The 14,139-nt window shown below is 43.5% G+C and carries 17 protein-coding genes; 4 read left to right on the forward strand and 13 right to left on the reverse strand.

The window, feature by feature from the left end:
- Positions 1 to 4 precede the first annotated feature (4 nt).
- From FJQ58_RS01010 to FJQ58_RS32765, 4 genes are all read right to left on the reverse strand, one after another.
- Positions 5 to 994, reverse strand: a complete 990-nt coding sequence (locus FJQ58_RS01010) for an aldo/keto reductase (protein WP_139990593.1) — start codon at positions 992 to 994, stop codon at positions 5 to 7.
- A gap of 122 nt (positions 995 to 1,116) precedes the next feature.
- The gene (locus FJQ58_RS01015) at positions 1,117 to 1,980 is read right to left on the reverse strand and encodes an ankyrin repeat domain-containing protein (RefSeq protein ID WP_139990594.1); all 864 of its coding nucleotides are present in this window, start codon (positions 1,978 to 1,980) and stop codon (positions 1,117 to 1,119) included.
- Between the two features lie 475 nt (positions 1,981 to 2,455).
- A complete protein-coding gene (locus tag FJQ58_RS33290) occupies positions 2,456 to 2,710 on the reverse strand; it encodes a VOC family protein (RefSeq protein WP_338016115.1) in 255 nt (84 codons plus the stop codon).
- Positions 2,671 to 2,868, reverse strand: coding sequence for a VOC family protein (locus tag FJQ58_RS32765; RefSeq protein WP_238403676.1), 198 nt, complete (start codon positions 2,866 to 2,868; stop codon positions 2,671 to 2,673). Before FJQ58_RS32765 ends, FJQ58_RS33290 begins: the two co-directional genes overlap by 40 nt.
- 128 nt (positions 2,869 to 2,996) lie before the next feature.
- Between FJQ58_RS32765 and FJQ58_RS01025 the strand changes: the two genes are divergently transcribed.
- Positions 2,997 to 4,106: a metallophosphoesterase gene (locus FJQ58_RS01025; protein WP_139990595.1), complete on the forward strand. Its 1,110-nt coding sequence runs from the start codon at positions 2,997 to 2,999 to the stop codon at positions 4,104 to 4,106.
- Between the two features lie 76 nt (positions 4,107 to 4,182).
- On the opposite strand, the gene FJQ58_RS01030 is transcribed toward FJQ58_RS01025, so the two are convergent.
- Positions 4,183 to 5,334 (reverse strand): serine hydrolase domain-containing protein, encoded by a 1,152-nt coding sequence (locus FJQ58_RS01030; RefSeq protein ID WP_162341232.1) that lies wholly within the window; start codon positions 5,332 to 5,334, stop codon positions 4,183 to 4,185.
- Positions 5,335 to 5,418: 84 nt separating this feature from the next.
- Positions 5,419 to 5,760: a winged helix-turn-helix transcriptional regulator gene (locus tag FJQ58_RS01035; protein ID WP_139990597.1), complete on the reverse strand. Its 342-nt coding sequence runs from the start codon at positions 5,758 to 5,760 to the stop codon at positions 5,419 to 5,421.
- Between the two features lie 143 nt (positions 5,761 to 5,903).
- Between FJQ58_RS01035 and FJQ58_RS01040 the strand changes: the two genes are divergently transcribed.
- On the forward strand, positions 5,904 to 6,257 hold the full coding sequence (locus FJQ58_RS01040; RefSeq protein WP_139990598.1) for a DoxX family protein: 354 nt from the start codon (positions 5,904 to 5,906) through the stop codon (positions 6,255 to 6,257).
- An 86-nt stretch (positions 6,258 to 6,343) separates the two neighbouring features.
- On the opposite strand, the gene FJQ58_RS01045 is transcribed toward FJQ58_RS01040, so the two are convergent.
- From FJQ58_RS01045 to FJQ58_RS01055, 3 genes are read right to left on the reverse strand one after another with little or no spacing between them, the layout of a single operon-like run.
- Positions 6,344 to 6,775 (reverse strand): hypothetical protein, encoded by a 432-nt coding sequence (locus FJQ58_RS01045; RefSeq protein WP_139990599.1) that lies wholly within the window; start codon positions 6,773 to 6,775, stop codon positions 6,344 to 6,346.
- A gap of 10 nt (positions 6,776 to 6,785) precedes the next feature.
- The gene (locus FJQ58_RS01050) at positions 6,786 to 7,325 is read right to left on the reverse strand and encodes a LytTR family DNA-binding domain-containing protein (protein WP_139990600.1); all 540 of its coding nucleotides are present in this window, start codon (positions 7,323 to 7,325) and stop codon (positions 6,786 to 6,788) included.
- 32 nt (positions 7,326 to 7,357) lie between these two features.
- The gene (locus FJQ58_RS01055) at positions 7,358 to 8,539 is read right to left on the reverse strand and encodes a serine hydrolase domain-containing protein (protein ID WP_139990601.1); all 1,182 of its coding nucleotides are present in this window, start codon (positions 8,537 to 8,539) and stop codon (positions 7,358 to 7,360) included.
- Positions 8,540 to 8,868: 329 nt separating this feature from the next.
- On the opposite strand from FJQ58_RS01055, the gene FJQ58_RS01060 reads away from it, so the two are divergent.
- Positions 8,869 to 9,540 (forward strand): MBL fold metallo-hydrolase, encoded by a 672-nt coding sequence (locus tag FJQ58_RS01060; protein WP_162341234.1) that lies wholly within the window; start codon positions 8,869 to 8,871, stop codon positions 9,538 to 9,540.
- A 175-nt stretch (positions 9,541 to 9,715) separates the two neighbouring features.
- Here FJQ58_RS01060 and FJQ58_RS01065 read toward each other — a convergent pair whose 3' ends face one another.
- Complete coding sequence (locus FJQ58_RS01065) at positions 9,716 to 10,687, reverse strand: aldo/keto reductase (RefSeq protein WP_139990603.1); 972 nt, start codon at positions 10,685 to 10,687, stop codon at positions 9,716 to 9,718.
- 172 nt (positions 10,688 to 10,859) lie between these two features.
- On the opposite strand from FJQ58_RS01065, the gene FJQ58_RS01070 reads away from it, so the two are divergent.
- The gene (locus tag FJQ58_RS01070) at positions 10,860 to 11,303 is read left to right on the forward strand and encodes a MarR family winged helix-turn-helix transcriptional regulator (protein ID WP_139990604.1); all 444 of its coding nucleotides are present in this window, start codon (positions 10,860 to 10,862) and stop codon (positions 11,301 to 11,303) included.
- Between the two features lie 105 nt (positions 11,304 to 11,408).
- Here the strand turns inward: FJQ58_RS01070 and FJQ58_RS01075 are convergent, their stop codons facing one another.
- The 3 genes from FJQ58_RS01075 to FJQ58_RS01085 all read right to left on the reverse strand — a co-directional run bounded on the left by FJQ58_RS01075 (position 11,409) and on the right by FJQ58_RS01085 (position 14,010).
- On the reverse strand, positions 11,409 to 12,362 hold the full coding sequence (locus FJQ58_RS01075) for a hypothetical protein (RefSeq protein ID WP_139990605.1): 954 nt from the start codon (positions 12,360 to 12,362) through the stop codon (positions 11,409 to 11,411).
- Entirely contained in the window at positions 12,359 to 12,916 is a 558-nt protein-coding gene (locus FJQ58_RS01080) for an RNA polymerase sigma factor (RefSeq protein ID WP_139990606.1), read from the reverse strand. Before FJQ58_RS01080 ends, FJQ58_RS01075 begins: the two co-directional genes overlap by 4 nt.
- Before the next feature lie 338 nt (positions 12,917 to 13,254).
- Complete coding sequence (locus FJQ58_RS01085; RefSeq protein WP_139990607.1) at positions 13,255 to 14,010, reverse strand: YheC/YheD family protein; 756 nt, start codon at positions 14,008 to 14,010, stop codon at positions 13,255 to 13,257.
- Positions 14,011 to 14,139 lie beyond the last annotated feature (129 nt).

Below are 14,139 nucleotides of genomic sequence, written 5' to 3' on the forward strand. Positions count from 1 at the left end.
GGAATTAAATCCGAAAAAGTCCGGTGTTTCGGGAAATATCGTCGATTTCCTTCAATTCCTCCGAAGTCAATTTTTCATTTGCATGCTTAAGCGAATCGACAATTTGCTCTGGCTTTGACGCTCCCAAGATAGCGGATGAAATATAGGAGTGGCTCAGCACCCAGGAAAGCGCAAGCTGGGCGAGCGTCCAGCCTCTTGCTTCGGCAAGCGGGCGAATCGCCTCCACAAACGCATAAGCCGGATTAGAATCCAGCAGCAGCTCCAGCCGTTTTTCGCCCAATGCCAATCTAGAATCCGACGGAGGCGCTTCCCCTTGGCGGTATTTGCCGCTCAGAATGCCTCGGCCAAGCGGGCTGTAGCTAATGACTCCAACCTGCTCCGATTCGACAAGAGGCACAAGCTCCCGCTCGATTCCTCTCGTAATGAGGCTGTACTCCGGCTGAATGCTCTCAAAGCGGTGCAGTCCATGCTGCGCACTGATTCCATGAGCCTTAGCCAACTGCCATGCCGCATAATTAGAGCAGCCTAAGTAGCGGATTTTTCCTTGTATGACCAAATCGTTAAGTGCCCGTAATGTTTCTTCAAGCGGCGTCTCGGGATCAAACGAATGCACCTGGTACAAATCAATATGATCGGTTTGCAATCGGCGCAGACTGTTTTCAAGGGCGCGGTAAATGTAATAGCGGCTCTGCCCTCGATCGTTAACGCCTGGCCCCATGGGAGCATGGAACTTTGTTGCCAGCACGATGTCATTGCGGCGGCCGCGCAGCAGATTTCCGAGTATGCTCTCTGATTCGCCATGCCTCAACCGGTCACCCGTATCCATGCCGCTGCCGTACACATCCGCAGTATCAATCAAATTAATGCCAGCCTCCAAAGCCGCATCCAGTACCTTGCCGGACGCGCTCTCGTCGATCCAGCGCCCGAAAGCCATCGTCCCCAGACTGGCCTCCGATACCTTCAGCCCCGTTCTTCCTAATTTACGGTATTGCATGCTGTCTTCACCCTCCTTGGAATGCGACAAAAAAAGACACACGAAAGCCGCTTAAGTACATGAAGCGTCTCTCCGTCTGTCCGGTCGAGTTGTTTTATGTGGTTAATATCATCATTCTTCAATCAGTCAATCTTCAATAGCTCCGCGCTGGCCGTATGGCCTAGCGATAGGGCTAGCTCGTAAGGCGTCTGTCCAATAGCGTTGGTTGCTGTTTTTTCGGCCCCGTAGCCAAGAAACTTCTCGATGAGCAGCGGCTTATCAAAGTAAGCAGCAACATGCAGCACGTTAAAGCCATCTCTAAGCTCACCCTCGCATTTGGCGTGAATATCCGCACCCTTCTGCATCAGCAAGTCAACCAAATGGCCATAACCTCCGAAAATGGTAGCATGAATGACTAGATTGTTCAGGCTGCCGTCGCGGCTTCGAGCATGAATAGCCGCTCCACGTTCAAGCAGCAGCTCTACCGCCTCGCTATTACCAAAATGCGTAGCTAGCGATAATAGTGGAAAACCGTCAAAGCTGTAGCTGTTGACAAGCTCCGGCGATTGGTCGAGCAGCTCCTTTAGCCTGGAAGTATAACCCACGGCGGCCGCTTCAAACACAGTCAGTTTGCCCAATCCTTTCTGCAGCAGCAGCTCCTTGATGTCATTAGCACGTAGGAAGGCAGCCAGCAAAACGGGCGTTTCTCCCTTTTGGTTGCTCGTATTAATCAGACTTGCGTCGCGGTCTATGAGCTCGGCAACTTTGCCGATGTCGCGCAGCTTGACTGCTTCAAACATTTCGTTGCGCAGCCTATGAAGATTATCGGCTTGCTCCCGCGCCCGCAGCAGCAAATCATGGGATGCCTGCACCCCGACACTTACAAAATGGGCAACCGCTCTTGACCGATTAGCCTCGAGTCCAGATTCAACGAGCAAATCCACGGCTTTGACAGCCTCATCGTCCAGCCTGATCGAAAGTACGGCGGTGTTCTTTTTCTTCGGCATGGTACTCCTTGTCGATCAAATGTAATTTTAATTACAAAATTACTATAACACGAGATTCTTCATTTGAATACCCTTAAATTCATATTGATTTACAGGGATATATGAAAGACCGAGTTTTCACAATGAAAATATAGCAAAGGTATTATTCGTAATGTTGTGGCATTCACCTACATCCTGAATAGCCTAATCTGAAAGACATAAAAAACGGTATACATGAACGGTTTCCCACAATCAATCCTACAATTCTCTCTTCGGCATACATCGCTGTTCATTCGAAATCTCCTATGACCACAACCTTTTGGTGATATGATCGGTTTGTGCAAGCTGTAATCTGCAGAATATCTCATCAAAATCAATTTTCAGAAAATAGAGCCAGACCATTCCCTTGGGGAGAATGGTCTGGCTCTATCGTTGTTCGAACGGAAAAAATCGATGTACCGCCGCCTCCTAGGCTGACGTTAACTACAGTAGGTGCTCATTCTTCTTTCTCTGCAATTGGGTTAACTGCAAATAAAGAGTGAATATTGCCATCAGGATCGGCAAAGAATCCCGTAGTATGCCCCCAAGACATTGATTTCGGCTCCGTAATCGAAGTGGCTCCCCTCGAAACAATATCAGCATAAATATCGCGAACCGCTTCTGGAGATTCACATTGAAAATTAAGTTCAAAGGCTTGCCCTTTACGTTCTTCTATAAAGGAATAATGCTCGTTTGTATTATCCTCATTAATGGCTTAGAACAAATCGCGAAGCGAACTCCGTCATTTACAAACTCTACATAATGACCTTCCTCAATGACAGCAACAAAACCAAGCACTTCGTTATAAAACCTAGCCAACCCGGAAACGTCATTCGACAATACCGTAATACCTTCTAATTGAACTCTCATCCTAGAACCTCTCCTTTATCATTCTCCCGTATACTTTTGAGAATACCACGAATCGGCGTCATCTTAAGGTATCTTTCCATGCTACAATTAAAAAAATCATAGAAAGCAGCATTTTGAAGGGGGACAACATGTTTATCGTCATCGGGCTCGTATTTATCATTTTATATGCCTTAATTGTATTCTATATCGGATGGAGCGGTTGGACGTGGATAAAACCTAGGATATCGCGTAGGTTCCGGCTCGTCTATATCATTGCGCTCGTCTTTCTGGCAAGCTCTCTCATTCTCTCCAGAGTTGTCGCGGGTTCAACTCTTTTAAGCGTAATCGGCAGCTATTGGCTGGCCTTATTCAGCTTATTGCTCATGCTGCTCCCGCTGGTTCACCTTACGGTTTGGATAACCAAGTTGACACGCCTGCCGCGCCATTCCGTACAAAAGTGGTCGGGAATCGTCACTTTGGTCCTGCTGATTGTTCTGCTCGGTTATGGAAGCTTTAATGCTTTTAGTCCGGCCGTGCAATCCTATGACATCCATATCGACAAAGAAGGCCCTGCAAACGGCGAACTAAATATTGTGATGGCCTCTGATATGCATTTTGGCTACTTATCGGGAAAAAGCCATGCCGAGCGGATGGTTAAGGAAATAAACAACCTAAAACCAGATATTGTATTGCTCCCTGGCGATATTGTAGATGATGATATTGTTCCGTACATCAACAAAGGCATAGGCGATATTTTATCGGGGATCCAAGCGCCTCTCGGCGTTTTCGCTTCTTTGGGCAATCATGACCGGTTCGACGGCGAGATCGACGAGCTAATCGGGCTTCTGGAGGAGAGCGGGATTCAGGTGCTTTATGACGAGACTTTTGAGCTTGGAGGTTGGCTGACGCTGGTCGGGCGGAAGGATTATAGCGATAAGAAGAGAGCGGAGCTTGCTGATTTAACAGAAGGTGTAGATCTCTCGAAGCCGGTGTTTATGCTGGAGCATCAACCAGTCGGCCTTGATATCGCAAAGGAGCAAGGCATCGATTTGATGGTATCCGGCCATACGCATCATGGACAGATTGCTCCAGGCCATTTATTAACGGCTAGATTGTTTGAAAATGATTTTGGATACCTGCAAAAGGGACAGCTGCATTCCATCGTATCTTCCGGCTACGGCTTCTGGGGCCCGCCGATCCGAATCGGTTCAAGGTCAGAAATCGTATCCATTCATGTTCGTTTCGCGAATTCACCTTAATTCCTTTTTGGCTTCACATCAGGAATAATACAAAAGAAGTAAATCGCCGCAAAAGCGATTTACTTCTTTTTCAATATTACGCTTGCCAAATGCTTGCATAAGCATAATTCCGTACCGTCCCATGCCAGCGATACCATGGAGAACCATTTTCCTGCTGGGCATAAAACAGTGTCACTTCAGATTCGGGATCAATGACAACATAACAGCCTCTAGCGCCATCCCAGCCAAATTCCCCATTTTGACTAAGAGAATTGTTATCCTCGCGATTCACTAAGGTTCTAACCCCTAGGCCGTAGCTATATCCATATTTGCTTGCCCCGCCAAACCGGTCAAAATCCTGCCGGGCAATCGGAGATAAGCGAGGACTGCGCATGGCATCTACTGTTTCCGGCCTTAGGATACGCTCGCCATTTGGCGCGAGACCATAACGACATAAAGCCTCTGCAAACACAATATAGTCTGGTACCGTTGAAAACAATCCGCCTCCGCCACTCTCATAGGCTCTGCCCGGTTGAAGCAGAATAGTCTCTCCTACGCTTTCCGCTTGGTGAGTTTGAGCATTAAAGTTGTTATACAGCTTACAGAAACGGCTCTCATCCTTTAGCTGAAATGAGGTATCCTTCATGCCTAGCGGCTCAAAAATGTTTTGCTGCAAATAATGTCCGAAGGTTTGTCCCGTTATGACCTCTAGCAATGCAGCTAACACGTCGTGGCAAACCGTGTATTTAAAATGCGAGCCCGGCTCAAAGGCAAGCGGCTCCTGCGCCAACGCCTTGATTACCGTAAGCGTCTGACCTTCACCGTTGCTTGCGGCAACAGCTCTTTGGACAGCATCCGTATGAATCGTTTCGATGCCTGCTGTCATCGTAAACAAATGCTCAATCGTAATTGAATTTTGAGCTGGAAGCAGCTCTACTGTTCCATCTGGCAGCGTATGGCGGACAAGCATATGCTTAAACTCAGGAATGTACTCGTATAAAGGATCTGTAAGCTTATACCGGCCCTGCTCAAGCAGCTGCAGCAAGGCGGTACAGGTCACAACCTTTGTCGCCGAATACAATCGAAAAATGCTGTCCCCGCTAAATGGAATCTGATTCTCGACATCTGAAAAACCAGCATAATGCTCGTAAATAGGTTGATGTTTATGATACATAGCCATACCTAAACCAGGAATATTTTTCTCATTATAAAACGTTTCCAAATAGGCTGTTAGCTTCGCAAAATTCATCATTCTCCACCTGCCGTTTCTTATAATCGCATTCCTAGTCATACAACGGTTAGATTGTAAGCGAGCGAAATTCCGTGTCTGGCATTATTGTTTTTCGCCTTCTCCGTATAACTCTGTCATATGCTTGCTATGGGATTCTCCCCAATCGTTAAGTGCCTGTAACACCGTGCTTAAGCCTTTGCCGTAGTCTGAAATCGAGTATTCTACTTTCGGTGGAATTTGGCTATAAACCTTGCGATATACGATATCGTTATGCTCAAGCTCCCTTAATTGTTGAGTAAGCATCTTTTTGTTTATATCCGGTATTGCTCTTTGCAGCTCGCTGAATCTCATTATGCCGTTAGATATCAGCTGAAGCAAAATGACAGGCTTCCATTTCCCTACCAAGATATCCAGTGCCGATTCAAACTTACAATACGAATTCATTTTACCCTCCCATTCCCTTTGTTTTAGCAAGGTAACTTTTTGTTAACTATGTTTAATTAAAGTGCCTACTTCCTTAAGTCCATGTTTAAAGACTATTATACCTTTAGCAAGTATCGAATAAATAGTCAGGTGGTGCATCATTAATGAATATCGCGGTATGGATCGCGCAAGGCCTGCTAGCGCTGGGCTTTGTTTACTCGGGATGGCTAAAGGCATTTCAGCATGAAAAGGCCCAAGCGTCTTGGGGATGGGTAAAGGACGTTTCAAAGGCGCTCGTAGTCGCTATTGGATTAATCGAATTGTTGGGGGCACTTGGCATCATTTTGCCTCAAGCGACAAATATCTTGCCTGTGTTGACGCCAATTGCTGCAATTGGGCTTGCCTCAGTCGTTCTGCTGGGCGCCCTCTTTCATGTTAAACGTAAGGAATATCGAGATACTGGCGTGAACATCGCCTTCTTCGCGCTCGCAATATTTATTGCAATCCATCGGTTTTAAACTACCGTGCCGCAAAACAAAGAGAAGACAGTACCGCCGTGGATACTGTCTTCTAAATAAATATTAGCTTGCCTTAGACGAATCAATTATTTATCGTTCATCCATGCCTTAAACGTTTTTAATTTTTTTTGTGCTCGCCGGTACATCAAATAATCAAATAGATTGGCTATGCATATGATTCCAAGCACTATCCATACGATTGGCAGGAATGACTCTTTATTCTCCATTGTACTGCTAGTGATCACGATTAACGAAGCCATAATTAGGGCAGCAACGATTACGGCAATTAGGTTGTTTATAAAGAAGTAAGTTCTCGCATTTGCCAGACTAATGGGCAGTATGGCCGTTATCCACTCCGTAATTAACCCTATGATAAATCCGATACTCCCGCTAGCTAATACCGCCATAACTTTAAAGGCGTATGGCATATCGGTATGATCATAGAATTGTAGAATAACGCCAATCAAGATCCCAAGAAAAAATGACTTTATTATATTTTCAAAATTAATGTTTTCCATTTCGGTTCCCCTATATTTTGAGTGTGATCCTCAGTTTTTTCGAGAACATTTTGGATACTTCTAGCTCAACGTTGTTATCCATTCTAAGTACATATCTGGAGTTAAACCACGGGATAATTTCTTTGACGTGCAGCAAATTAACGAGTTGCGATTTATTGATTCGCATAAATCCTTTGACTACCCATATGTTCTCATAATATTGCAAGGTTTCTTTGATACTGTAACGATTGGATTTTGTATAGGCCATAATACCATCGGAGGCGGCTTCTAGATATAAAACATCCCTTGGTTCAATAACCGCAAATTTATTCTCGCTTAAGCCTGTAAGAGTGTTCATCAAATGCAGGTCTTCTCGAGCGCCGGAGACTAGAAGCCTAATCACATCCATATAATCGATCGCATCAAATACAACGCAAAGCTTTTCGCTTGGCATGTCATATCCTTTCTCGACTAAAGCCAAATCGCTGTCTTGCTTAATCTCGATTTGGTATTTGGATAATTCTCGCTTCAATTTCTCATAAACCTTATCCGAACACAATAATTGAACCATCAGTGTCTCCTATTGATAGCTTTTGCAGTCATTTATTCCACTATCATTCTATCATAAATCATTCTTATTTTTACTAATTCTTCTATCCCTTTCTCGGCAAAATCCAGTGCTCCAAAATTAGCAATAAAAAAAGTGTCCTTATCCTTATCGTATAACATATAGGTCCCCGTTGCCCCGACCCCGCCATAAACATCGGTCATAGAACCTAATAGAAAGGACAACTCGCTAAAGTCAAAATACATCATGCCCTGACCGTAATAAATGCCTTTTTCGTAGCGCTGAGTAAAGTTGGTCATCCCACTATAAGCTTCACCGGAAAGCAGCGTTTCATTTTCCAACGCCTTCATGAACGTTAGAAGATCATTCATAGTGGTAACCACGCCGCCGCCTGCCCAGTCAACCGATAATGCGTTTCTGCTGCTAAAATCAATGCCATTTAGATATATCCCCACAATATCGGCTGGTTCATCTTGATAGAACATTAAATAACTATCCTTCATATCCAATGGCTTAAATATTTTTTCTTCTAAAATATCTGAATAAGCTTCCCCCTCGATAGCTTCCAGAATGAGGCCAAGCAAAATATATCCTGTATCCGAATAATAAAATTGCTGTCCCGGTGGACCGATTGGATATTGGTTATCCCTCGTGAACGCGATCAAGGCTTCCGGAGTAAAGGATAAATCCGGATTCGCAGAAATGATATCCAGCATCGGTTTGCCGCTTTTCACCGGGCCTTCGAAATAGTCGCCAACTCCAGACGTGTGGCTCAGCAAGTGCTGCAATGTGACTTGATTGCTATAATCGATGCCGTCGATCACAAATAATCCCTTTAGAATGTCATCCTCTAGCCAAAAATCAATTTTATCGTCATAGCTAATTTTGCCTTCGTCAACTAACATGCCGAATACAGCAGCGCACATGGTTTTGCCGATGCTCGCTGAATGATACTGGCTATTGATGCGAACCGGCTCGTCTGAGGAGGAATTTTTCGTACCTACCGCAAATTGCTCAAAGTACCCTGACTGATCGGAGTAAATCGTCAATAATACGCTGGATAACGAATCATTTTTGGCCACAACCTTCGTGATGTGTTTTTCGATTTCCGCATGAACTGCCTCTTTCGAAATCGGCCGATTCATAACAGCCAATACACCATAACCAATAATAAAAACAACGATCAAACCAACCACGATTCTTATGGCTATTTTCATATGAACCACCTTTCGCTTTATGCAGGGGATATACATTAATCTAATCAATGGTTAACGTTTTAGATACGCTTCTATGCTAAGCGGTCGAAATTCAAGGGTAAGATGACTCTTCGGTGCTCTAACTATGCCATCCCAGATGGTAACGACCTTCCCTTTATGACAAATGGTAAAAGAGTATTGGTACGAACCTCCATCTTGATAACTACTCTCATTAAGGATTTTTATGGAGCAAAGGGTTTTTCCTAATATTTGAAGAATAGTAATAACAACCTAAAGGAAAGGAATGAGCCCATCGAATGGAACTCTATGCCGTAAAAGTTGGAGAATCGATGTTTAGCTTAAACTATATCTACCGCGATACGAATCATTCAGAGGAACAAGTCAAGATTGCGTGGTCTTATTATATTGCAAAGCATAATCATAAAACGATTTTCATTGATACAGGCTTTCGCGATGAGAATGTAGCCAAGCAATGGGGGATTACGTTCACAGACGTTGAAAACGAAATAGGAAGCATCATTGGCAACCGAAGCTTAGTTGATACAGTCATGATTACTCACAATCATTTTGACCATATTGATAATCTTGATTTATTTGATACACCTGAAATCATTATTTCAAAAATCGACTATGATCTTACGCTAAAGCAATGCTCGCCATCCATCAAAGAGAAACTGCTTCAATGCCATGTTGTGGCCGTAGAAAATGAATATGTATACAATGATCTATTCAGATTCAAAGTGATCGGCGGTCATAGCGAGGGGTCATCGGTCATTTATTTTGAAACGAATAATCACAACTATATTATCACTGGCGATGAATGTTATTCATGCGATAATATGATAAGCAATCGGCCGATAGGCGTTTTTTCGAGCACAGAAAATAACGAAAGATTTATCAATGATATTCATCAAAGCGGATTAATCCCGCTTCCATTCCATGATTTGAACCTATTCGAGCAATATCCTGCCATTTCTAAAAATATAGTCCGAATCCTTTAAAGGTACGACTTCATTCAGGTTTAACATTAGCTGAATCTGCTGTTTTACCACTACTTGTAGTATGGTTCATCGTACTGTTTGAAAGGCTGTATGATCAAAGACCGCCAAAAATGGCGGCCTTACATCAGCCCTATGCCTTTCTTCTATCGGGTATCCATGCTTCACTAGTTAAAATTTATACTAATGGATGTGGGATATAAAGTTCTTCCAAACTGGTGATTTCTTCGGGCGTCAATGTAACCGACAACGCAGAAACCGCATCTTCGAGATGGCTGATCCTGGTCGAACCGATAATCGGTGCTGTGACCTCTTCCTTTTGCAGCAACCATGCGAGAGCAATTTGTGCGCGTGGAATTCCTCGGTTAGCAGCAACTTCCGCAACTCTTTCTGCGACTTTGCGATCAGCTTCTTCCGTTTTAATAAACAATCCCTTGCCTATTTGGTCATTCTCGGATCGTGCCGTCTGTTCATTCCAATCCCTGGTTAACCGGCCAGCAGCCAACGGCAGGTATGGAGTGATGCCGACTCCCTCATCTTTACAAAGAGGGAGCATTTCCCTTTCTTCTTCCCGATAGAGCAGGTTTAGCCTATTTTCCATAGAAACGAACCGTGCCCAGCCATTGCGTTCCGCTGTATGCTGAGCTTTCGCGAACTGCCATGCCAGCATGGAGGATGCACCGATGTATCTGACCTTGCCCAACTTAACCAAATCATGAAAAGCCTCCATTGTCTCCTCAATTGGCGTAGTCGGATCCCAACGATGGATCTGATACAAATCAATGTAATCTGTTCCTAGCCGTCTAAGACTGTTATCAATTTCGGTAAAGATGGTTTTACGGGAAAGTCCCATAGCATTCGGACCCTTACGCATCGGAACGAAAACCTTGGTAGCAATGACAACTTCGTCTCGATGAGCGAAAGCCTTTAATGCACGTCCGAGAATTTCTTCACTTGTGCCATCGGAATACATATTAGCAGTACTGAAAAAGTTAATGCCCAGTTCTACTGCTTTTTTAATAATCGGTTTGCTATCCTCTTCATTTAACGACCATGGAGTATTGCCGCGCTCAGGTACGCCGAAGCTCATGGTTCCAAGGCTTAGCTTCGAAACATCCAATCCGCTTCGTCCAAGCTTCACATATTCCATTAATAGTACACTCCTTATAGTTTTATTGGGAAAACCGTCTATAGGCCTTTCAATATTCCCCTTAATTGACACGTCAACCTTAAGAAAACACTATTCCTTTGGTTGACATGTCAACTTACAGGTACACTGTAACACCTTGTGGTTGATACGTCAACCATGATATTATATTCGTATGGAAAATATAAACGAGCTGAACGAAGACGACATGCGAATATGGAATATGTGGAAAGGCTCCTATAAACGAATCTTTGGTCGCGTTGTCAAAGAAATGTCTGAATACACGGGACTATCAGAGGGTGATTTTGGCGTATTAGACCGGTTGGTTCAATTTGGGAATGGTAAGCTTCGCCAACAGGAGTTAGCTGACTCAATGGACTGGGATAAGAGTCGACTATCGCATCATCTAACGCGGATGGAAAAACGCGGTCTTGTGCTAAGAAAACCACTAGATACAGATCGCGGTGTTCAAATTACGATTACTGCTTCCGGTAAGTCAATCTTGGATCAAGCCCTTCCCATCGTCTCCAAGGCAATACGCAAGCATTTTCTAGATCTATTAACCGATGAAGACATCGAGTCGATTACTAAACTGGCGGTAAGATCAAAAACACCCTGACAAGAAACGGCCTCTATCATACGCATCTCCCTCTAAAGCGAACATCAACAAAGGAGCATGCCTTCGCAGCTCCTTTGTTGATGTTCTTATTTTTTTTTCAGAAATTTAGCTGGATAATTTAAGCTCTTTTACCTCGATCTCCTTTTTGCTAAACTGATACGTTACCATAACATTTTCTATGATCTCCGTATTCTGGTATGCAAGGGAACCCTCAAACCTTAACCTATCATTGCTTTCCCACACGATATTATTCACAAAGCTATAATTTTCATGGTCTGTGCGAATCCATGTTTCTAATTCCTTTTGCGTACCATAGTTGATTCTTGCGGATTCTACTAGCTCCGGGCTGATCATTCCCTCTTCGACATTCATAATTTGTACGAATTGGCTTTTGTTAGAGCCCGTTACGATGGCAACAAGCTCCCGATCTGGTGATGGAATAATTTCTGTAATATACATAGACGGTGCAGAAAAACTAAAATACTTCTCAAGCACATTGTCTTTTATCCGCCAAAGCACATTTTGACTGCCATAATCCGAGTAATTGTTAAACAGCGTAAATAGCTTGCTTCCGTTTGCTAGCTTAACTATATAAGGGCTGCGATAGCTTTTTGACAAAATATCTACGGCAAACGCAGCCGCATCCGCGATTTTCGAATGATCATTGTTTAAATATGGCTGAAGCTCTTTTAACGCTTTCTCTCTTAGCTTTGGATCATTAAAGCATTCAACTAGCCTATTAATAGCAATATATACGTATTCATTATTATCGCTTCTTAAAGCGTCTAGAAATTTATTCGCATCATATTGTGCAGCAGGCACAAGCTCCATAGCCTCGTCAGTCAAATATCGTATATAGGGCTCTGCATTTTGATTTTTATAATATTCGGTCGCTAATAACACGGTAGAGGTTGAACTATAAAGGATGAGGCACGCCAATAAAGTTATCCACTTTTTAGAAAAGGTTCTTTGCCTTCTTCCCGCTCCACTATGCTCGGCCGCATCAATTAACCTCTCATCAATAAGCCCGATTTCTTTGTATAGCTCTTCTCTTTTCATACGTGACCCTCCTCTTTGTCTAAAAACACTCTAAGTTTATTTCTTGTCCGAAATAATAGGGACTTCACCTTACTGCTGCTCATATTAAACCTCATTGCTAAATTCTCGATTGAATCGGAGTGCCAGTACCTCCTAATAAAAACATTTCTCGCTTGCTCATCCAAGGCATATAAAAATTGATTGATTGCACTAGCTGTCTCGCCCGCTTCGTACTCTGTTTCTACCGTGTTAGGGGAAGCTAAACATCCCTCTAATTCAGTTAAAATGACTTCAAACTCACGGTTGCGCTTTTTCGCCGTATTATAACCATGCTTATCCAGCGCAATATTTCGTGTGATCCTTCCTAGAAATATAGAGAACTTCCTAGGCAAGTTAGGAGGTATGGCATGCCATGCCGCTAGGTAAGTATCGTTCTCACACTCTTCGACATCCGCATAATTGGAAAGAATATTTCTTGCAATCATTTTGCAATATGCTCCGTACTTATTTTTAGTCTCTGCAATAGCTTGCTGCGATCGCTGTAAGTATAGTTGGACTATTCCTTGATCTTCCACCCGGTATTCTCCTTTGGTTAGCCTCTTATGTATATAGTAGAAAGTTTTTAAAAATAGTTGCACCTGTTCTATTATTTAACTATATCTATCAGAAGCCAAGTGTCTCTAGATAAGACAGCTCCCCTTGCGTTCATAGCTATCAACGACCAGCGATGACAGCTAAAAAAACCTTTTCGAACTATTCCAATTCTATAAGGAGAAGCCGAATTCTACTATTGCGTACGAGCTGGATTAGACAAAAAAAGAGTTGCCCCTCGACAAGGCAACCCGGTTTTTCTATGCTTCGATTAACTCATTCTTCTATTGGGAGGACCATTTAACAGGTTCCGCTTCTGTTTCTATCTTTTTCTCCCGTATTGCTTGGCATAGGACATAATGCTGCGATACATGCCTTTGTCTTTCATTTGCTTGAGCGGATAAAACTGAGGTCTTGTATTCACTTCAAGAATCCAAGCTTTCCCTTTTTTATCTAAGGCAATGTCAAGACCCAGCTCCCGAAATCCGCTGCTATGCTTGTCAAATAATCGGCCGACCGATTTGCCAAGCTTCTTTAGCTCTTTTTCTTTCTGATCGATCATGTTCTGGCTAAAACCCGCTTTAGACAGCGTTTGCCGGAAATATCCAACCTCGCCGCCTTGATGGTAGTTTGTCGCTACTTTGCCGGGCATTCCTATTTTCGTAAAAATCGCTGTGCACTTCCATACGCCGCTGTTCGATTTCTGAACCATGACGCGAATATCAAAGGGCCTGCCATTTACAGCAGCTAATTGAATGCCCTTCTGCAGCAAATAGGATTGCCCCGCTGTACGTTTCTTCAATTGGCCATGGAGAAGCTTTACTGTCGCATACCGGCTTTTCTTTGCGTTGTGTTGAATTTGGTAGCCACTCTCTAGTTTCTTTATACGGTTAATATTAAACCCGCCTGTACCGCCTGTAGGCTTGAAGTACACGGTTGAATACTGAGATAGCATACTTCTAAGGTTGCTTTGGTTAAAGCGTAATGTACGAGGAACATATTTTCGAATCGTCGCTTTTTTAAGCAGCCACTTCGTTTTTACCCATTTGCTCTTAACGGTTGTACTGTGATAGCCCATAATGTCCAACTCCCCTCTTTCTCTAGCATATGAGGGGCTATGAATGATTGCTCGTGCTCTTGTCTACTAACTGAAGCTGATGGAAATTAGTTGACTCTTTGTTGATATTTTTGTTCCTGAGCACAACGC

Source organism: Paenibacillus paridis (genome assembly GCF_006345825.1).
In the GTDB taxonomy this organism is placed as follows: Bacteria; Bacillota; Bacilli; order Paenibacillales; family Paenibacillaceae; genus Pristimantibacillus; species Pristimantibacillus paridis.